Annotated in this window: 14 protein-coding genes; 5 read left to right on the top strand and 9 right to left on the bottom strand. The window is 28.1% G+C overall.

Features of this window, described 5'->3' with window-relative positions:
- Positions 1-64: 64 nt before the first annotated feature.
- Complete coding sequence (locus Q0617_RS13410) at positions 65-3,154, top strand: efflux RND transporter permease subunit (protein ID WP_298753908.1); 3,090 nt, start codon at positions 65-67, stop codon at positions 3,152-3,154.
- Here the strand turns inward: Q0617_RS13410 and Q0617_RS13405 are convergent, their stop codons facing one another.
- Positions 3,155-3,928, bottom strand: a complete 774-nt coding sequence (locus Q0617_RS13405) for a hypothetical protein (protein WP_298753906.1) — start codon at positions 3,926-3,928, stop codon at positions 3,155-3,157.
- A 150-nt stretch (positions 3,929-4,078) separates the two neighbouring features.
- Between Q0617_RS13405 and metA the strand changes: the two genes are divergently transcribed.
- Positions 4,079-4,987, top strand: a complete 909-nt coding sequence (gene metA, locus Q0617_RS13400) for a homoserine O-succinyltransferase (protein WP_298753904.1) — start codon at positions 4,079-4,081, stop codon at positions 4,985-4,987.
- A 4-nt stretch (positions 4,988-4,991) separates the two neighbouring features.
- On the opposite strand, the gene Q0617_RS13395 is transcribed toward metA, so the two are convergent.
- Together Q0617_RS13395 and Q0617_RS13390 are read right to left on the bottom strand one after the other, a co-directional pair.
- On the bottom strand, positions 4,992-6,962 hold the full coding sequence (locus Q0617_RS13395) for an EAL domain-containing protein (RefSeq protein ID WP_298753902.1): 1,971 nt from the start codon (positions 6,960-6,962) through the stop codon (positions 4,992-4,994).
- Positions 6,963-7,385: 423 nt separating this feature from the next.
- On the bottom strand, positions 7,386-10,034 hold the full coding sequence (locus Q0617_RS13390; RefSeq protein ID WP_298753898.1) for a valine--tRNA ligase: 2,649 nt from the start codon (positions 10,032-10,034) through the stop codon (positions 7,386-7,388).
- A gap of 219 nt (positions 10,035-10,253) precedes the next feature.
- Between Q0617_RS13390 and Q0617_RS13385 the strand changes: the two genes are divergently transcribed.
- Positions 10,254-11,291 carry a GGDEF domain-containing protein gene (locus Q0617_RS13385; RefSeq protein WP_298753896.1) on the top strand — a complete coding sequence of 346 codons (1,038 nt, stop codon included), beginning with the start codon at positions 10,254-10,256 and terminating at the stop codon, positions 11,289-11,291.
- On the opposite strand, the gene Q0617_RS13380 is transcribed toward Q0617_RS13385, so the two are convergent.
- Together Q0617_RS13380 and Q0617_RS13375 are read right to left on the bottom strand one after the other, a co-directional pair.
- Complete coding sequence (locus Q0617_RS13380; RefSeq protein WP_298753894.1) at positions 11,288-14,011, bottom strand: EAL domain-containing protein; 2,724 nt, start codon at positions 14,009-14,011, stop codon at positions 11,288-11,290. The genes Q0617_RS13385 and Q0617_RS13380 overlap by 4 nt on opposite strands.
- A gap of 109 nt (positions 14,012-14,120) precedes the next feature.
- Positions 14,121-16,163 (bottom strand): ATP-dependent helicase, encoded by a 2,043-nt coding sequence (locus tag Q0617_RS13375; RefSeq protein WP_298753892.1) that lies wholly within the window; start codon positions 16,161-16,163, stop codon positions 14,121-14,123.
- Between the two features lie 131 nt (positions 16,164-16,294).
- On the opposite strand from Q0617_RS13375, the gene Q0617_RS13370 reads away from it, so the two are divergent.
- On the top strand, positions 16,295-16,789 hold the full coding sequence (locus tag Q0617_RS13370; protein ID WP_298753891.1) for a gluconate 2-dehydrogenase subunit 3 family protein: 495 nt from the start codon (positions 16,295-16,297) through the stop codon (positions 16,787-16,789).
- Positions 16,767-18,431: a GMC family oxidoreductase gene (locus Q0617_RS13365; RefSeq protein WP_298753890.1), complete on the top strand. Its 1,665-nt coding sequence runs from the start codon at positions 16,767-16,769 to the stop codon at positions 18,429-18,431. Before Q0617_RS13370 ends, Q0617_RS13365 begins: the two co-directional genes overlap by 23 nt.
- Before the next feature lie 24 nt (positions 18,432-18,455).
- On the opposite strand, the gene Q0617_RS13360 is transcribed toward Q0617_RS13365, so the two are convergent.
- From Q0617_RS13360 to msrP, 4 genes are all read right to left on the bottom strand, one after another.
- Positions 18,456-19,133, bottom strand: a complete 678-nt coding sequence (locus Q0617_RS13360) for a hypothetical protein (protein WP_298753889.1) — start codon at positions 19,131-19,133, stop codon at positions 18,456-18,458.
- Between the two features lie 9 nt (positions 19,134-19,142).
- A complete protein-coding gene (locus tag Q0617_RS13355; RefSeq protein WP_298753888.1) occupies positions 19,143-19,829 on the bottom strand; it encodes a hypothetical protein in 687 nt (228 codons plus the stop codon).
- A 120-nt stretch (positions 19,830-19,949) separates the two neighbouring features.
- The gene (locus tag Q0617_RS13350; RefSeq protein ID WP_298753885.1) at positions 19,950-20,486 is read right to left on the bottom strand and encodes a ferric reductase-like transmembrane domain-containing protein; all 537 of its coding nucleotides are present in this window, start codon (positions 20,484-20,486) and stop codon (positions 19,950-19,952) included.
- Positions 20,486-21,424: a protein-methionine-sulfoxide reductase catalytic subunit MsrP gene (msrP, locus tag Q0617_RS13345; protein WP_298753883.1), complete on the bottom strand. Its 939-nt coding sequence runs from the start codon at positions 21,422-21,424 to the stop codon at positions 20,486-20,488. Before msrP ends, Q0617_RS13350 begins: the two co-directional genes overlap by 1 nt.
- Between the last annotated feature and the right edge of the window lie 18 nt (positions 21,425-21,442).

The raw sequence follows: 21,442 nt of genomic DNA, 5'->3' as shown, positions 1-21,442 counted from the left end.
ATATTAATGATTGATTAATATTTATCACTTATAATTTCCATATAATATTAAAATTAGGCAAAATATGTTTGAAAAATTTTTGAAATTTTTTGTAGAAAATTCTAGAATGAACTACACCCTTTTTATACTAGTTTTTGCCATTGGTATATGGTCATATACTAAAACTCCAAAAGAAATATTTCCAAGCTTTGACTTAGACATGATATCTATCAAGGGCTCATATACTGGAACTTCAGTTGATATTCTAGATAAAATGGCAGTTACTGAAATAGAAGATAATATTAAAAATGTAGACTCTATTGATACTATTTCAACGGTTATTAGTCCTGGTAAATTTACTATTATCTTAGAACTTAAAAAAGGTGAAGATAGATTTAGAGAAGCTGATAAAATAAAAGATGTTATCACCATCATAAAAACAAATTTACCCTCAGATATGGATGAGCCAAGTGTAAGTGTACTAGATAGAACAAGAACATTAGCAGATGTTACTATTACTTCAAGTAAACTCTCCAATGATGAGTTAAAACCATTTGCAGATAACCTAAAAAGTCAAATCTTAAATATAAATGGTATTAGTGAAATTAATATTTATGGAGATTCTGATAAATTTTTTGAAGTATTAATTGATGAAGATAAAATTGATGCACTAAACCTAAATAAAAGTGAAGTATTTAATGCCATCTCAACTATTTCATATATTTTTCCAATAGGAAAAATAGAAGACCCTAAAAAGCACTTTTACATCTCAACATACAATGGTGCAAAAAATGCCAATGAATTTGGAAATATTTTATTAAAACTCTCAAATAAAACTGTATATGTTAGAGATATAGCAACAATAGCTAAAAAATATGAAGACTCTTCAACCCTTTATTCACTAAACGGGCAAAGTGCTCTTTCTCTTCAAATAGTCCAATCAAGTTCAGCAGATGCTATACAAATAGTAAAAGAGATAAAAAAACTACTACCAAGTATCTCTAAAAAGAACCCAGATATTGATATTGATATCACTGATGACAATAGTGAAAGAATTGTTGATAGATTAAATATAGTAACTTCAAATATTCTCTTTGGTGTGATACTAATTACTATCATTGTAGCTCTTTTGATAAATGCAAGAATGTCATTTATTATTGCTGTTGGAATACCAACTTCTTTTGTAATAGCAGCAATTTATATCTATTTTTCTGGCTATACAATAAACATGATTACACTAGTTGGTGTTTTAATTGCAATTGGGATTGTAGTAGATGATGCCATTGTGGTAAGTGAAAATATTCAACAACATATTGAAGAGGGATATGATCCAAAAACTGCTGCAATTATGGGTGCAAAAGAGATGGTTAAACCTGTAACTATTGCCTCTATAACTACTCTTTTTTCATTTCTTCCTATTTTAATGATAAGTGGAACAATGGGAGAGGTTATGAAACTTATCCCAATAGCCCTAAGTGCTTTAGTTGTTGCCTCTCTAATAGAGTCATTTCTTTTCTTGCCAATTCATGCAGCTCATGTACTTAAAAGTGGTTCAAAAGTAACTTCATGGGAAAAGGCAAATGCAGTTTATAATAAGATAATTCATTTTTTCATGAACTGGAAAAAAACTTTTATAACTATATTTATTATATTTGTACCACTTCTTACTTTTACATTTATTAGCACATCAAAATTTCAAATGTTTCCAAAATTTGATTCAACAGATATAAAAATAACCCTTAAAGCAAATAGCAATACAACACTTGAAGAGGCATTTAAAATAGTAAGTCAAATAGAAGCTGACTTAATTACAAAAAAAGATGAATTTTATATTAAAAACATCAACTCTGTTGCTGGATATAGAAGAGATGTAGGAAACAATACAGAAAATTTCCCATATGCTATGTATATGACAGTAGAACTTAATAAACTAAAACCAAGTAACTTTTTAGATAAATATATCACTCCAAACTTGAGTTTTTATTATGATGAGACAGGAAGAACAAGAGAACAAACTTCAGATATGATTGCAAAAAGATTAAAAAAATATATTGAGAGTAAAAAGTATGAAAAGAAATTTAATCTTGACGAAATAGCTGTATTAGAGAAAAAAGTAGGTCCAATAAAAGCTGACATAAAAGTTGGAATTGTTACTCCTGATAATCAAAAAGCAATTGAAACTGTTGAGCTACTTGATAAGGAACTTAGAAAAATAACTGGTGTAAAATCAGTCTCAAATTCACTAAAATTTGGTATTGATGAGATTAAGATAAAAGTAAACTCATATGGAGAACAATTAGGTATTACAGAGTCATTTATAGGAAGTTATTTATCAAACTTATATCTACTAAAGAAAAAAGCAGTCTCTTTTGATGAAAAAGAGATGTTAGATATCAAAATACAATCTACCAATAAAGATGATATTCAAAAATTTAAAAATACTCAAATCCCTCTTGATGATGGCACATTTATTGCTTTAAATGAGATAGTAGAGTTTAATACCATAAGAGCATTTGAACAACTTTTAAAAGATGATACAATTAAAAACTTCTATGTATTTGCAAATGTAAATCCAGATATTATAACTTCAACAGAAGTAACAGAGAAACTAAAACCAATGTTTGACCAAATAAGAGAAAATGGGGTGAAACTTATATTCAAAGGGGAAGCAGAAAAGAAAGCTGAATTAAAAAGAGATATGCTTTTAGCAGCAGCCTTAGCTTTAGTTTTAATTATGATATCAATGCTTTATTTGTTTAACTCTTTTAGAGAGACTTTTATAGTAATTAGTGTAATTCCTTTTTCTATTTTGGGAGTTTTAATTGGTCATCAAGTTATGGGATTAAATCTTTCAATGCCATCAATGATTGGAGCCTTAGGTCTATCTGGAGTTGTTATTAATGATGGTATTATTATGATGACTTATCTTAAAAAAGCAAAAACACTTAATGATATCTTTTCAAGAGCTACTAAAAGATTTAGACCAATTATAATTACAACTGTTACAACTATAATTGGAATGAGTTCATTGATTTTGTTTCCATCAGGAGAGGCAGTGATATTTCAACCAATTGCTATAGCACTAGGTTTTGGACTAGCATGGGGAACTGTATTAAACCTTATTTATCTACCAGTTTTATATACAATTACCCACAAGCTAAGAAAGAGTTTCTAACTATAAAAAGATAAAAAGTGATTTTATAGCGTTGATACTCATCTCTGTGGGCTCAATACCAAGTCTTTCCAAAGTCATCTCTACTCTATTTTTCATATGCAAAATTGTATGTTCAAAAGAGAAGTTTGAGTATCCAAAAATATTCTCTTCTCCACTTTTGATATAAGCTAGATTTTGAAAATCATTCCAAGTAGGTTTTAGACCATTTTTAACTTTTCTTTCTAACTCTATTTGCCAATTATTTTGCCAAGTTAAAAAGAGGTAATTATCATTTAAATCTTTTTCAACTTTTATTTTCCAAGATAAGATTTGCAAGTTATGGTAGAGTCTTTGAAGTTTCTCTTTATCATAAGAAAAGGCAGTAATTTTATAACTACTAGATATATCATAAGCTTCATAAATTTGTTTATATAAACCAAGTATCAAATAGTCATTTCTATTTTTAATATCATCTTTACTAAAAGCTATTTGTAAATAACTTTTATAAGAGTTCACACTGCTGTTTTTAAATTTTAACTCTAAATTATTTTCCAAACTATCAATTTCAGAATAAATTTTACTTGCCATATCTTTATCATATGCTCTTGGATTTCGCTTATCAAGTTTATTTTTTAGTTTTATAACTAATTTAGTAACTTTTTTATAATCTTTTTTTATTTCAATGGCACCAGTTGACTGAAATACCTCTCCTAAATTCTCTTTTTTTATAGATATACATCCAGTAAAAAAACTTAGAATAAGTAAAAATAAAACGATATTTTTTATATATGGCAAGATTTGTCCTTCGATATTATTAAAATTTAGTTTTTATTCTATCATATTGATACATAAAATCTATCTTATTTTATCTTCGATTATCTACTACAAGCAGTACCTTTTATAACTTTAATGCTATAATTTCCAAAAATCATTAAGGAGGTTAATATGCCAATTGTTATTCCTAAAAAACTCCCCGCTGTTAAAATTTTACAAAATGAGAATATTTTTATCATGAATGATAAAAAAGCAATGAAACAAGATATTCGACCTCTAAAAATACTTATATTAAATTTAATGCCAAATAAAGTAGAAACAGAAACACAACTCTTAAGACTTTTAGGAAATACTCCTTTACAAACAGAAATTACACTTTTAAAAACTGCAACTTATCAGTCTAAAAATACTTCTGAAGATCACCTAGAAAGTTTTTATAAAACATTTGAAGAGATAAAAGAGCATGACTTTGATGGACTAATAATAACAGGTGCTCCAATAGAAACAATGCCCTTTGAAGAGGTTTCATACTGGGATGAATTAACACAAATAATGGAATATGCAAAGACAAACATAACATCTACTCTGCATATTTGTTGGGGTTCACAAGCAGGCTTATATTATCATCACGGAATAAAAAAGTATGAGCAAGATAAAAAGACTTTTGGTGTTTTTGCACATGAACTTTTCAATAAAACAAATCCACTTTTAAGAGGATTTGATGATGAAGCTTATATTCCCCACTCAAGATATACTACTGTTTTAAAAGAAGATATTGAAAAAATTCCAGAGTTAGATCTCTTGTTATATTCAGAAGATGCAGGGGTTTGTTTAGTAGCTTCAAAGGATAGAAAACATGTATATATAAGTGGTCATGTGGAGTATGACTTTGACTCTTTACAAAAAGAGTATTTTAGAGATTTTGAAAAAGGTCTTGATATTGATATTCCAAAAAACTATTTTAAAAATAATGACACATCAAAAGAGCCAATAGTAAAATGGCGTTCAACTGCTCACTTACTATTTGCAAACTGGTTGAATTACTTCGTGTATCAAGAGACACCTTTTGAGTTGAAATAGGAAACTATTTCTTCTCATCTAAAGATGTTGGCTCACCTAAATAATATCCTTGTGCATAATCTATATCAAACTCTTGAACTTTTGATAAAATATTTTTACTAGATACAAACTCAGCAATTGTTTTCACGCCAATCTTTTTAGCGAATTCAACTATTGTTTTTGTTACTAGTTGAGACTTTTCATCTTTATCAATATTTTTTATCATGCTTGAATCTATTTTTAAATAATCAAAATTTAACTTTAAAAGATGTTCAAAGCTTGAATATCCTGTACCAAAGTCATCTATAGATATAGTTGCTCCATATTTTTTTACAATTGTTATAAAATTAATTATTTCATCATAATCACTAATACCTTCAGACTCAAGTATCTCAAATGTAATATTACTTGCAAAATCAGATTTTTTAAACTCATTTTCTATAAATACAATTATTTCACTATTTAACATATCATCTTTAGTCAAATTTATAGAAAATTTGTAGTCTGTTTCTTTACAAATAGCAAAAGTTTTTTGAAGCATTATTAAAGTCAATTTTGAATAGATTTTATTTTCTTTTGAAATATCTAAAAAATGTATAGGAGCAATAAAATCATTATCTTCACTTTTAATTCTCATTAGTGCTTCATATTTAATAATTTTCATGGTATTACAGTCAAAAATTGGCTGAAATAGTGGCACAATCTTATCATCGTCAATTGCTCTCATAAGTCTTTGCGTCCAACTTAACCTATTTTCATAATCTTTTAGGCTTCTCATTTCTTCTGTATAAGTAAGATAATGTTTCTTATCTTTCTTAGCAAGTTTAAGTGCCATATCTGCATTTGGAAGTAAGAGAGTTGTTCCATGAGAGATACCAATAGTAAGGTTGATAAAAATAGTTTTTTCATCAGATACCTTAAACTCATATTTTCCTAAGTGACTTATAATATAAGAAGCAATATTTTCAAACTCCTCTAAATCCAATGTTCCATGGGATACTACACCAAATTCATCTGCATGCATTTTATATAAAATTGCAGTTGAAGGTAGAAGTTCTTTAAACTTATTTTTATATTCTAAGAGTATTTTATCCCCAACCTCATCACCATATAGGTTATTTATTTGTTCAAACTTATCTATATTTATTATCATAAATAATAAGTCTTTTGGATCATCTAAATCTTCCAATAATGCTCTTCTGTTTTTTAAGCCTGTCAAATGATCATAATAAAATTGGTGCTCTATGGAATCAAGCATTTCGTTAAAAATAACTTGCATAGATTGTATCTCATTGATATCATGATCTATAGTTACCCTTTGCTTAATATCAGTACTTTTTTTGATGATATTTGCAGTTTTAATAAAGTTATTAATAGGAGCAAGTAAATATTTATTGAAATTTAAAAATAGTAGTATAAAGATTATAATTGAAAAACAAACTATAAAAATCAAAAATAGATTAATCATATCATTAAGAGATATTTTTAAATCCGTAATAGGATAATTTATATTTATAACACCTAACACGTCACCTGCAACTGCATTAGTATGACAAGACTTACACTTATCATTGGCAATTACAGGGAAATAGTACTTTATAATATCTGAGTTAACAATATCTAAGGTTTCTTGCCCATTAAAAGTACTTTTTACACGCTCATTGGTAGTTCTTACTAATCTGTCGTTTTCAATATCTCCAAATATTTCAGCAACTTTTTCACTTCTGTATACATTGATCTCAAGATTTTCATCTACTTTATTAAGTCTGTGAATTACCTCTTGAATATCATCTTTATTCCACCCTTTTTGCATAGCTGAATACATGGATTCAAATACTAATCTACTTGTTTTTTTTGCATCTACTTTTGCAAGATTTATTATTACATCTCTTTTTATATATTCAGTGTATGCAAAAGCAAGAGCTAAAGTTATTAATAAAATAACAATTATCATTTTTGCTGTAATTTGATTATAGGTTGTGTTCTTTTTAGACATTATTATTAATCTTTCGTACTAAGAGATGGCAGTAATTTTAGGGATAGTATAGTAATTAATTTTATTATCATTTTTTTACGCCAGCCTAGTTTTTTATTTTTATAATCTCTTTTTATAAATTATTTTATTTTATCATAAAAATTGTCATCTTCAAAATGTTTTTTGTTCTAGTTTTCAATTTAATATATTTTATATAAAATATTCTTAAAGTTATAGAATAATTTTATATATTATATTTTATAGTATCATTTTAGTTATAGTCTTGGGAATTTAAAATTCTAATTTATATGATACTAAAAAGATTTTTCTATTCAAAATAGCTAGTTGTATTAAGATAATATTTAATAAGTAAATTGTGAAAAGTAATAGTAAGAAAGATGAAGACCTTAAAAGGCCTTCACAAAAAATATTAAAAGTTAATTCCTAACTCAAAGACTTAAGTTCAGCCTCAACCTTAACTAACTTCTCTTCAGCACTTGCTAACCCAGCCTTATTCTCTTCAATAACATTTGCAGGAGCATTTGCTACAAATCTTTCATTTGAAAGCATTCCAGATAGTTTTGCTATCTCTTTTTCTAACTTCTCTTTTTGACGAGTTAGCTTATTGATAATTGGAGTCATATCAATCTCACCAGTTGGTAGATAAACTTCTAGATTATCAGATACATCTGTAATACTATTATCTACTTTTGCATCTACAAACTCTATGCTTTCTACTTTTGCAAGTCTTTCTATAAATGGTTTTGCAATCTCTGTATCGATATTTTTACCAAGTTTGATATAGGCTTTTGCAATTTTGCTGTTACCCATATCAATTACAACTTTTGCACGTCTTACAGAAGTAATTGCTTCCTCGATGATTGCAAACATATCTTCCATCTCTTGATTTTTTGCAATCTCTTTAGGAAAGTTCGTAATCATCAATGATTCACCCTCTTCTAAAGAAGTTCCACTTAACTTGTGATATAAGAAGTCTGAAATAAAGGGCATAAATGGTGATACCATTTTTAGAGTTTCTTTAAATATAGCTCCTAATTCTACAACAGAATCTTTACTAGCTTTTGCATACTCAATACCCCAATCACAAAACTCATTCCATACAAATTTGTATAAAATAGAAGCTGCTTCATTGAACTTGTAAGTATCAAGTGTAGTTCTAACTTCATCAACTGCATCACTTAATCTACTTTGCATATAAATACCAAGAGGTGTTTTGATTTGGATATCTTTTAAATCAGGGAATGTATCAACATTTAGTTGTAAAAAGTTTGATGCGTTGTAAAGTTTGTTTGTAAAGTTTCTAAACTGTTCTAAGTTTTTAGCACCTAGTTTTATATCTCTACCTTGAACACAAAGATATGCTAAAGTAAATCTAATAATATCAGCACTATGCTCTTCAACCATATCAAGTGGGTCGATTACATTTCCTTTAGATTTAGACATTTTAGCCCCATGTTCATCTCTTACAAGAGCATGCATATAAATATCTTCAAATGGCAACTCTTTTTTAAAGTGCTCACCCATCATCATCATTCTAGCAACCCAGAAAAACATAATATCAAAACCAGTGATTAATAATGAGTTTGGATAAAAGTCTGCCTCATCAGTAGAATTATATAAATCTTCTAGTTTTCCATTATTTCCCCAACCCAACGGTGACATTGCCCATAAGGCAGATGAAAACCAAGTATCAAGTACATCTGGGTCTTGAGTTAATTTTTTACTTTTACACTTTGGACACTCTTCTGGCTCATCAGCTTTATCTGCCCATTGATGATTGCAATCTTCACAGGTAAATACAGGAATTCTATGTCCCCACCAAAGTTGTCTAGAAATACACCAAGGTCTTAACTCATCCATCCATGCAGTATATGAGTTTATCCAATGTGCAGGATGAAATAGTGTTCCATTGTGCTCACCACTTTTTGCTCTTTCTTTTGTAGTCTCTTTTGTTTTTCTAATAGACTCTTGAGCCATATCAGAACTTAAAAACCATTGTTGAGAGATAAATGGCTCAACAATATTTTTACATCTATAACAATGTCCTACTTGATGAATATGTTCATCTATTTTTACAATATAACCCTCAGATTGAAGTTTTTCTACGATTGGCTTTCTGGCTTCTAGTCTTTCAAGTCCAGCAAACTCTCCACAGTATTCATTTAAAATACCTTTTTCATCAAATACTTTGATGAATTCTAAATCATGTCTTTTCCCTACTTCGTAGTCATTTTGATCGTGAGCTGGTGTAACTTTAACTACACCTGTTCCAAATTCCATATCAACATGAGAGTCTGTAATAACTTTAATTTTACGCTCAGTTAGAGGAAGAAGTACTTCTTTCCCTACAATATTTGTATATCTTGAATCATCAGGATGAACCATAATTGCAGTATCCCCAAAATATGTTTCAGGTCTAGTTGTTGCAACTTGTAATTCTCCAGAACCATCCGTAAATTTATAAATCATATGGTAAAACTTACCATTAACTTCTTCATGTTCAACTTCAATATCAGATAAGGCACCATCATGAGTACACCAGTTAACCATGTAATTATTTTGGCTAATATGACCTTCATTATATAAAGAGATAAATGCTTCTTTTACTGCCTCTTTAAGTCCTTCATCCATAGTAAAACGTTCACGTTTCCAAGCAGGAGTAACTCCAAGTTTTCTCATTTGATGAACTATATTTCCACCAGATGTTTCTTTTTGTAACCAAGCTCGCTCTAAAAACTTCTCTCGGCCAATCTCTTCTTTTGTAGTACCTTCTGCTAATAATTGTTTTTCGACTACATTTTGAGTTGCAATTCCCGCATGGTCAGTTCCTGGTTGCCATAGAGCTTTAAAGCCATCCATTCTTTTATATCTAGTAATAATATCTTGTAGTGTAAATGTCAATGCATGTCCAATATGTAAGCTTCCTGTTACATTTGGTGGTGGCATCATTATTGAAAAATTTTTTCCAGTTTCTTGAATATTTTTGTTACCATCAATTTCAAAGTAACCTCTCTCTTCCCATATTTTATAAAATTTATCTTCTACAATTGAGGGTTCGTACTTTTCACTCATATATCGTCCTATTTATCTAAATTCCGCGATTATACCTAATTTTGGGTATAGAAAAGATTAATGACTTAATTTTAGCTTTTTAAACATAAAAGTGATATAATAATTACTTTTTAACATTAGGATACTATGAAAAAGATATTGTTTACTAAATCATTAACGTTTTTTTTACCTTTAATTGCTATTACATTCTTGTTTTTATACATTAGTTATAACTTTTCTATGGACAATTATACTAAGCTTGAAACAAAACAAAATAGCAAAAATATTGAAAACTTTATCTATACTTTAAAAAATAATCATATAAATCTTTTGGCAATAAAAAAATCAGACTTTGCAAATATCCAAAAAATTTGCTCTAATTTTTTTGATGAGTGTAGTAAGGGTATAAAAAACAACCTATCTACTCAAAACAAACAAACTATTGATATAAAAGATGCAGCTTGTAAAAACATAGATATTCTTACCTTTTATAAAAAAGCTAACATTATCAATGAATTTAATTTCACTAATTCTAAAAATGAACTTCTATTTCAACTTGTTACTAAAACAAATCTAAACCTCTTTGCAGAGGGGAAAAAGAATATTAAAATATATATCTCAATTGTATTGATATTTCTTATTTTAACTCTATTTATTGGTTATATCTACCAAGGTCAAATAAAAGTAGCAAATGATAATCTAGAAGGAAAAGTTGAAAAAAGAACAAATCAAATAAGACATACAATGAAAGAGTTAGAAAAGGTAAATCTACAACTTTATGATTTAGCACACACTGATTATTTAACTCAAATAAAAAATAGAAGAAGCTTTTTTTTACATGCTGATGATATATTTAAAAAACTCTCTAAAACAGATGGCATACTTAGTATTATTATGATTGATATTGATAACTTTAAAAGCTTCAATGACACCTATGGACATGAAGTAGGAGATAAGATTCTAAAGATATTTGCAAAATGCATAAATGAGTTATTAATTCAAGATGAGATTTTTGGAAGATTGGGTGGAGAAGAGTTTGCAATTGCACTACCTAATACAACTCTGGAAGAAGCACAAAAAGTTGCAGAGAATATTAGAAAAAAAATTGAAAGAGTAGTTATAAACATACCCCACATAAAACTTTTTGTAACTGCAAGTTTTGGAGTTAGTGATTCTATTAATGCAAAATCAATTGATGAAATTATAAACAATGCAGATAAGATGCTTTATGATGCAAAAAGAAAAGGAAAAAATAGAGTAAGAAGTAGACTATCTTAACTTATTTCATCAACTAATTCTACTTCTGGTTTTCCATAATAAAAGCCTTGTGCATAATCAACACCAATTTCTCTTAATATTTTATCAATATTTTCATCACTAACAAACTCTGCAATAACTTTTATATTTGATTTTCTACTAAATTCTAGAATAGATTTTACAACATCTTGTGTTCTTGTATCTGAAGGGATTAACTTAATAATAGAACCATCTATTTTTAAGTAATCAGCCTGTAATGTTATTAAATATTCATAATTTGAATATCCACATCCAAAATCGTCAATAGCAATTTTTGCACCATTATCTTTAAATCTCTTTACAAGTTTATTAACATAATCACTATCTTCAATCTCTTCTGATTCAACAATTTCTAAAACCATTCTATTAAATACATCTTTTTGTTCCGCATAATCAAAAAGATAAATCATCAATTCTTCATTCATTAAATCTTCAACCGACAAATTTATTGAAAACTCTAAATCATTTGTTGAAAACTTACTAATAGCTTTTTCAATCATTTTATATGTTAATTCAGTATATAACTTAGTTCTTTTAGCAATTTCTAAATACTCATTTGGATAGATTATTTTTCCATTCTCTTCTAACCTCATCAAAGCTTCATATTTATCGATTTTCCCAGTTTTATAATTATATATTGGCTGATAGTGAGGGAATATTCTATCTTCATTAATTGCTTTATGCAATCTATCAACCCATTGAATATTATCTCTAAATTTTTTAATATCTGCCATTGAATCACTGTACTCTTTGATTCTAACTTTTTTATTTTTTGCTTCGTCAAGAGCAATATCTGCATAAGTTAATAAATTCTCACTATTTGAAGCAATACCACAAGTATAACTAAGTATAAACTTATCATCTTTGACAAAATAAGCCTCTTGTCCTAAAGTATCTATAAATTCACTAACATCTTTAAAAACATTGTCAACTGTACTTTTATCTATAACTAAAGCAAAAACATCTGCTTGAACTCTATACAAAATATAGTTTCTATCATTAAAATAATCAAACAATCTGTTAGCAAAAGCTTTTATTATTTCATCTCCAACAAAATGACTGTAACTATCATTTATCTCTTTAAATCTATCTATATCTATAAGTACTAAAGTACTACTACTTTTAGTTAAATCATCAATTAAACTTACTCTATTTCTTAATCCTGTTAAAACATCCGTTTTAAATAAACTTTGGAGTTTTGTTCTATTTTCTATTAATTCAGTTACAATATTTCCTGATGAAATATATTCTACTATATTCCCAAAAGAATCTTTTATAGGAACAATAGTTATGCTACTATAATAACTTTTATCTTCTTTTGTTTTATTTTTTAGAATTCCCTTCCAAGTTTTTCCTTTTGAAATAGTCTTCCATAATTCTTTAAATTGACTTTTAGGAGTGTCCGCATGACTTACAGACCTGTGAGTTTTTCCTATTAATTCTGCTTTATTATAGCCACTTATTTTTTCAAAACTATTATTTACATATGTAATAATCCCATTTTTATCTGTTTTTGAAACTACACTACTTTTATCTAATATAAACTTATATTGTTCAAGCATATTCATCTGTTCTTCACGCTGAACTTCAATTAAATCTATTTTTAAAGAGATGTATTTTGCTATTATTAAAGCTGCAAAAATTAATACAAAAAGAATCATAAATATATCAGATATGTATTCATCTGATATTTCTTTTAGGTTATTTTTTTCTTCTTTTATTAAATTATTTAATTCACTTCTATAAAAGCCAGCACCAATTGCAATATCCCAATTATACAATAATTCCGTATATGAAATTTTTTCATCTATTTGATTGTTATCAGGTCTATTTACTTTATATTTTATAAAATCTCCACCTCTCAATCCAGCTTCTTTCATTTTATCCATAAGAGATTTTCCATCTAAACTTTTCATATTACTTTGATCTTTACCAACCAAATGAGGTAAGAATGGATGCATCTTCAAAATATTATCCAATCCTATTAACCAAAAATAGCCATATTCACTATCACCAAATCTATCTTTTTCTAGATTCTCAAAAACTAATTTTTTAATTTCTTTATCAAGTTCATCTTTATAAACACCAGCAGCTATAAAAATATTATATTTTTCATCTTTTTTAACATAAACATATTTACTATGGAGTTCGTTGGGTTTTTCATTCGGTTTATACCATTTATAAGTACCAAAATTTTCATCTTGAACTATAGAGTCTTTTAAAAAGTTATATAGTTCTTTATTTGATTCACTTAATTTAAAAATATTTAAATTGACATATTTTTTATTGCCTCCGTGGAATAAAACTTTTCCATTTTTATCAAAAATATAGAAATATCCCGAGCCATTGTCCCATTTAAATAAATTTAACTCTTTTTTGTATTTTAATAATATTTCGTCAAAATTATTTACTTTTAGATTTGAGTTAAATAAGTTTTTTATAAAAACTACTTTTTCTTTTAAGAGTAATTCATTCTTTTCATAAACAAGATTTTTTAAAACATCTATTCTTTTAACTGCTCGTTTAACTTCATATTTTATAATTGCTTTATTTTTTTCATAATAATTTTTCTCAAGTAAAACTACTTTTTTATTATATACTTCTTCATTAAATTGATAAATAAAAATTCCTAATATAATTGAAAAAAGAAGTAAAATAAAGAAGATATTTAAAAAGTTGATTTTTGAGAGACTAAATTTCATTATGATTCTCCAATGTGAATATAATTAACTATAATTATTTTATAACTAATTAGCTAATTAACTAATTATAAACTTAATCCCAATAGATTTTATTTACAAAATGTAGGAATTAGGTACTCTCATTTTTTATCAAACCAGCCTCTTTTAAAAATTGTGAGTGAACGAAACTTAGTTTTTTTACCTTGTCATATTTAGCATACGATAAATACAAAATATCTTTTGCTCTAGTTACTGCCACATAAAAAAGTCGTCTCTCCTCTTCTATACTTCCACCTTTGGCTATTAGTTTTTGATTTGGAAATCTTCCATTCATCAAGTCTATTACATAAACTTCTTTAAACTCTAAACCTTTTGAAGCATGAACAGATAGAAGATTTACGCCCTCACCTTCACTCATCTCACTACCACCTAAAACCATGGCATTTATAAACTTCTCTATATCGTTGTAGTGATAAGCTAGAGACTTTAAAAGTGTTATTTTTTTATTTATTCTTACAATTGAAACTTGTTTCATAGCTGGATCTATTTGTCCATCTTTTCTTGTGGCTCTTTTAGTTGACAACATCTCTATTAAGTGGTCATATAAGTTTGATTTAAAAATATTGTCTATGGCAGTTCTTGGATTTTTTACCCTTTTTAAATCCCTTACAAGCAAATAAAATTCAAATAAGAACTCTCCACCTTCAACACAAAGCTTTGGGTGTTTTAAAATTGGATTTCCTAAAAACTTTTCATCAAATCCACAATCTCTAAATTTAGATACAGAACCTAACTCTGCAAAATCATCAAAAAGCCCAAGCTGTACATTTTTTGTTTTGGTTGATACATAGGGATTTTTAATATTTGGATCTGGATGGTATAAACCTTGAAATAAATCTCCATTTCCTAGTTTTATCAAAGCATCAAATAGGTCTTTTGCTATGGCTTTTCCTATACCTTTCCCATACTCCAATATATGAATAGCAGCCATCATATCATTATGATTTTGTATTAGAGTTATAATATCAAGTACAAATTTAACTTCTAAAGCATCAAAGAAACTCTTTCCACCTTTTCGTTTTGCAGGAATAGAGTACTCTCTTAAGTTTGCTTCAATACCATCAGCACTTGAATTGTTTCTAAATATAATTGCTATTTCACTATGTGGGGTTGTACTTTGTGAAATCAGTTTTGAGATATGTTCATACTGGTCAAAAAGTTCACTAAAAGTTAATAATCTTGGAGAATAATCAGCATCTTGTCTTACAACTTCAAGATTTTTATCATAAACTCTCTCATTGTGTTCAATTACTTTTGTAGCAAGTTCTAATATGGGTCTAGTAGAACGATAGTTTTTTCGTAATGTAAAAACTTCTGCCCCATCATATCTGTCTGCAAATGTAGAGATAATACCAATATCAGAACCATTAAAAGCATAAATACTTTGGTCATAATCACCTACACAAAAAAGAGATTTTGGCTTAAAAGCTTCTAGGAGTCTACCTTGTAAAGGGTTTGTATCTTGATACTCATCTACAAGTATCTCTTTAAAATCAAACTCATTTGTTTCAAGTAATTCAAGCATAATAGTCAACAAATCATCAAAATTTGCATACCCATACTCTTTTTTTAACATATGAAACTCTTGAATTACATCTTCATAAATATCTGTATAAATCTCATGACCTGCACTTTTTTCAACTATCCAATCCCCAAACTCTTCATTGTTTTTAGAGTTTAAATAAAGTGAATAAATATCATATAAATAACCACCATCATAAGGAGAGGTTGAGTCATCCCTTTCAAAAAATACTCTTTTTTCATAAATAGATTTAAAAAGTGTTTTTAACTCATTTGGCTGTTTTAGGGTTATATTTATTTTTAGTTTTTTTATTAGTTTATAGCTTAAACTATGAAAAGTTCCAGCCATAATCTCACCTGCAGTCTCTTTTCCAAAAAACTTTGAAACCCTTTGAATCATCTCTTGGGCTGCTTTGTTTGTAAAGGTCAAAAGAATAATCTCAGATGGTTTAACTCCACCATTAATTAAGTTTGCAATTCTTCCTACAATAGTAGATGTTTTTCCAGTGCCAGCACTTGCAATTATAAGGTTAAAACCTGGTTTACATGTGGCTGCGGCTAATTGTTCTTCATTTAGGTTAGATAAGGGCATTTATTGTAAGTTCTTTTTTATTGTCATTTGCGAATAGTATCATAAAGTGCTTTATTAAATAGTAAAAATATTAAGCTATGCTACAATTATTACTACACAAAAGATTTACAAATTTTATATAAGATAAAAGTATGAAAAGAAGAACATTTTTAAAACTTACAACAATAACTCCAATATTGATTGATAATTATCTATTAGCAAAAGATATTGATGATGATATTTGGAAAACTATTTTAGAAGTACAAAATATACTTATGCCAAAAACTGGCAAAATGCCAAGTGCAAAAGAGTTTGGTAGTGTTGCATATTTAAAACAAAATATTGACCATAAAACCTTTGATAAGGATGATTTAGAACTTATTTTAAATGGAGCAAAAGTATTTAAAGAGAGTTTTCCAGAGTTTTTCAAAGCTTTAAAAAAAGAGAAACTACAGATTATAAAACAAGCAAATGAGAGTGAATATGGAAACACATGGCTAAATATCTTAGTCTACTATGCAATAGAAGCCATGCTAAGTGACCCAATCTATGGTGGAAATAAATTTCAGTCAGGTTGGATGGCACTAAAACACAAAGCAGGAATACCAAGACCAAAGAAAAAATATGGAGCTAAAATTGATTTATGATGTATGTATTATAGGTAGTGGTGCTGGAGCTGGTCCTATTGCTTATACCCTTGCAAAAGAGGGGAAAAAAGTTCTAATCCTTGAAAAAGGAGATATTTATAGTGAAAAAGATTTTTCAAAAGATGAGATAGCCTATGCTAGAAGAGATATCTTTACTCCTAATTTAAAAGATGAATACCATGTTATAGAAGAAAAGTTTGATGATGGTAAATGGTATAAGTTCCCAACATATGAAACAGGCTGGAGTTTTTGGAATGGGAACTTCTTAGGTGGCTCATCCAACTTTATGAGTGGATATTTTCATAGACTTAAACCAAATGATTTTAAACTCAAATCAACTTATGGGAAATATGCAAATAGTAATGTTGAAGATTGGCCTATAACTTATGAAGATATGGAACCATATTATGACAAAGTCGAAAGAGTTATTGGAGTATCAGGTGAGTATACAAAATATGAACATGCAGAACCAAGAAGTAGTAAAAAATATGCCTATCCAAAACTACAAGAACATCCAGTAGTTGAGCTAATAGATAAAGCATGTAAAGAGTTAGATTATATTTCATATAAAGTTCCTAGAGCCATAATCTCCCAAAAGAAAAACGCTAGAAATGCTTGCTATTACTCTAATTATTGTGGTTCATACGCATGTTCAAGTGGAGCAAAAGGAAGTTCAAGAGCAGCTTTAATTCAATCAGCCCTTGAAACAAACAATATAACAATAATACCAAATGCCTTTGTTTTTAAACTTCTTACAAATAAAGATAAAAAAATCCAAAAGGCTCTTTACTACACTAAAGAAAAAATCCAAAAAAGTGTAGAAGCAAAACTATTTGTACTAGCAGCCCAAGCAGTTGAGAGTTCAAGGCTTTTACTAAACTCTAAAAATAGTGATTTTCCAAATGGCTTAGCAAACTCATCAGGAGAAGTTGGAAAAAATATGCTCTTTACAGGTGGTGGACAAGGAAGTGCAGAGATAGATACAAGTTTACTAAATAAAGATAAACTATTTCAAACTGGTTTTTTTGTAAATAGAGGTCTACAAGATTGGTATTTTACAAAAGAGTTTAAAGGTGGAACTATAGATTTTCTATTTGAACATGCAAACCCAATAAGAAGAGCACTAAGATTAAAATCTGATGATAATGGTAATCTTTTATTTGGTGAAGAGTTACAAGATAAGATATATAAAAACTTCACAAAATCAAGAGTTCTAAACTTTGAGATTTTTACAGACTGGATGCCAAATGATGATTGTTTTGTAAGTATTGATGAAAACTACAAAGATAAATATGGAGTTCCAGTAGCCACTATTAGAATAGGTGCTCACCCACAAGATGTAAAAGTAGGAAACTTCTTAGCACAAAAAGCAATAGATGTGTTAAAACAAATGGGTACAAAAGATATCCAAAGCAATATCTCACCACTTCCCTCTGCAAATTTACAAGCAGGCGGTTGTAGATTTGGAGATGACCCCAAAAAATCTGTTTTAAACAAATACTGCCAAAGCCATGATATAAAAAATCTTTTTGTAACAGATGGTAGCTTTATGCCTACTGGAGGAAGTGTACCTTATACATGGACAATCTATGCCAACTCATTTAGAGTGGCTGAGTATATAAAAAAGAGTGATTTAATCTAAATCACTCTTTACTTAAACTAAATATTAAGCATATATCTCTTTCTTTTCATTTAAGACTTCATTATAGTTATTTTGAAGGAGAGTATAACTATCAAGTAACATCTTAGTTCTTAAATCTTGATTTTGAGAATATTCAGTTTTTAAATTGCTCAACATATTATATATAAAATTCTCTCCATACATGTTTTTTACTTGTTCATACTGTTCGTCATTTATATATGCAGTATTTAAATTATGTATGGTAGAATCAAAAATATCTCTTTGTTCTTCTGTATCAATTTCTCTATATGTTCTATACATAGCTTCATTAAAATTTTCATCATATGACATAGACATTGAAGATGACATCATAAATATTTGATTATGGTTATCACCATATTTTACTAATGGCGATTTCATGATGCTTTCCATATCTTTAGGATACATATGACTAAAAAATCTTTTTGCTTCTTCATAAGATAAAGTATCTATCTCTTCAAGGCTAACAGTATCATCAGCCAATATTTCTCTAAATCTTTTTGTTTCATCTTCATATAAATTATACTTATCAATATTAGCTAATACTCTACCTTCTTTCTTTTCAGACACTTCTTTTTTTTCTTCTAAAAGTGAATCAAAAGCTGAAGGGGAAGTTTTTACTTCTTGTGTTTTTGTGGCTTTATAATTGTATGCTTGTACATCTTGATTATTTGTTACTTGCATTTTATATCCTCATCCATAAACTACTGTTTCCTTATAAGGTGGATTTTCTAATTGCTCTTTCATATCTTTATATCCATCCACAAGTCTTTGGTATATCTCTTTTTGGTCATTTGATTTTGCATTTGACAGTTCATTTGTAAATACTTCTAACATCTTATTTACAAACTCTTGGGCATCAAACTTTTTATTTGTAGATTTTAATTCACTCATAAATTTACCGTTACCATCTACTTGAAAAATAGAGGTAGGTTCTTCTCCATTCATGTATTGATTGTATTGTTTAGGAATTTCAAAAAGCATCCAAACATAACTTGCATCATCAGGATTTTGTGCAATTTTTTTCATTAAATCATTTTGTTGTTCAGCTAATTCAGGAGGTAAACTTGGGTTTAACCCCAAAATTACTTCTTCATCTACAAAATTACCTCCATTTGCATTTTTTATATCAGTTATTTCTTTCAAAGCAACAGACTCTTTATATTTTAACTCATACCCTTCTTCTTTGGTAATTGTATTATCATCTTTTGTAAGTTCATTAAACTTCTGCAAATAGTCTTCAAACTTATCTCCATATTTTTTTTCTAAATCATCCATTGTTTTTGGAGTGTTATTTTCTGTTTTATTTGTATTTGAATTTTGATGTGTTTGGACATAGGCATTTAGACTGCTAGTTTTAGTTTCTGTAGTTAGTTCCATTTTTTATCCTTTTATATATAATAATAAGATAATTTAAATTTAAAATAAAGTATTAATATAACTTTTAAACTACTTTTATGCTATATTAAACTAATTTTAAAAAATGATAAGTATGGTGCTTTATAGGATTCTTTGTCTAAATTTAAAATAAGCAATGATTAATATTATTCCTACATATCCCATTTGAGGAATTGATAAAGCTTTTTGAGCCATTATAAAGTGGATAGTTGTAAGGGCTAAGGCAATATATATAACCTTATGATATTTAAAATAGAGTTTAAATAACTTACCAAAAGATGTTATTGCCATAAAAACAAGTATTAAAAAAGATATCATACCAAGATAAATAAAGGGTTTATCAAGTGTCTCTTCAAAGGCAAAAATAAAATCTAATTCCATATCTAATATTATAAAATTTAGAAAATGTAAAAAAGCATAATAAAAAGAAAATAACCCTATCATTTTTCTATAAGAAATTAGATTTATCCAACTTTTTATTAGAGATATCGTTGTGGTGAAAAATAGCAAGATTAATGCTATTGCACCTGTTACACTATAGATGTACTTTATAGGGTCTATAACATTTTGTAAATAAAACACCTCATAGGATAAAATAAAAGAGGGTAAAAGCAGTAATAAAAAAATTAAAACTTTCATCAGAAATTCTTTCTTAAATCCATACCTTTATACAAATGTGCAACCTCTTTTTCATATCCATTAAACATAAGTGTTTTTTGTTTAAATAGTTCACCCAAAACTCTCTCTCTTTTTTGACTCCATCTTGGATGATCAACTTTTGGATTTACATTTGCATAAAAGCCATATTCATGTGGAGCCATTTCCTGCCAACTATTTAAAGGCTCATCTTTTACAAAAGATATTTTTGCAATTGATTTTATAGATTTAAATCCATATTTCCAAGGTACAACTAACCTAATAGGTGCCCCATTTTGATTTTCTAAGGTTTTTCCATAAAGTCCAACACTTAATATGGTAAGTGGATTCATGGCTTCATCCATTCTTAGACCTTCAACATATGGATATCTTTTTATATTCCCAAAAACTCCCCTTGCTTGATCTGGAAACATCTCATCATCCCAAAGAGTTTCAAATCTCACATATTTAGCATCACTTAAAGGCTTACAATCTTTTATAAATTTTCCTAATTCAAAGCCAATCCAAGGTACAACCATAGACCACCCTTCAACACATCTAAATCTATATATTCTCTCTTCAAGTGAATATTTTTTCATAATATCTTGCATATCAATTGTGAAGGGTTTTTCTACAAGTCCATCAATTTCAATAGTCCAAGGAGTTGTCACTAAAGTGTGAGCCATGTGTTTAACGCCCTCTTTTGAAGTGGTAAATTCATAAAAGTTATTATATGAAGTGATTTGTTTATAGGTATTAAGTTCTAGATTATTTGGATTTGTATCTTTTTTATATGATAAGTCTGAAGTTGGCAAATTCTCTTTTGCCATAAGTTCCATCAAAGTAGAACTTGCTACTACTGATGCTGCTCCAAGTTTTATAAACTTTCTTCTATTTTCAAATAGTGTTTCTGGAGTTATTTCATTTTGATTTATTTTCATAACATATCCTTTTTGTTC

Origin of the sequence: uncultured Arcobacter sp. (assembly GCF_937982575.1) — a bacterium.
Classification (GTDB): domain Bacteria; phylum Campylobacterota; class Campylobacteria; order Campylobacterales; family Arcobacteraceae; genus Arcobacter.
The sequence above is the reverse complement of the archived record's forward strand: the minus strand, read 5'-3'. Positions and strand labels throughout refer to the sequence as shown.